Source organism: Streptomyces blattellae (genome assembly GCF_009709555.1).
Taxonomy (GTDB): Bacteria; Actinomycetota; Actinomycetes; order Streptomycetales; family Streptomycetaceae; genus Streptomyces; species Streptomyces blattellae.
In genome coordinates this window covers 1-238 of record NZ_WJBG01000019.1, presented here as the reverse complement: position 1 = coordinate 238, position 238 = coordinate 1, and the positions used below count along the sequence as shown (strand labels likewise).

Annotated in this window: 1 pseudogene; it reads left to right on the top strand. The window is 69.7% G+C overall.

Features of this window, described 5'->3' with window-relative positions:
* Positions 1-55: 55 nt before the first annotated feature.
* Positions 56-238 (top strand): annotated as a pseudogene (locus GFH49_RS00785) (ISAzo13 family transposase); the annotation flags it as partial.

Sequence of the window (238 nt, the reverse complement as noted above, 5' to 3'; positions counted from 1 at the left end):
AGGGCTTGCCGGGAAACAAGCCGTGGCTTCGGGTCTTGGTCCTCGTTGTCGTGGTATGGGGAGACTGGAGGGGATTGAGGCGGCTCTGGCTGGGAAGTTCCAGGCGCTGTTTCCGCACTTGGACGAGCGTCAGCGCCGTTTGGCCATAGGAGCGGAGGCGCGGTCGCTGGGCCATGGCGGGATCAGGCTCGTCGCCCGCGCGGCCGGGGTCCGCGAGGGCACCGTCTCGCGCGGGGCG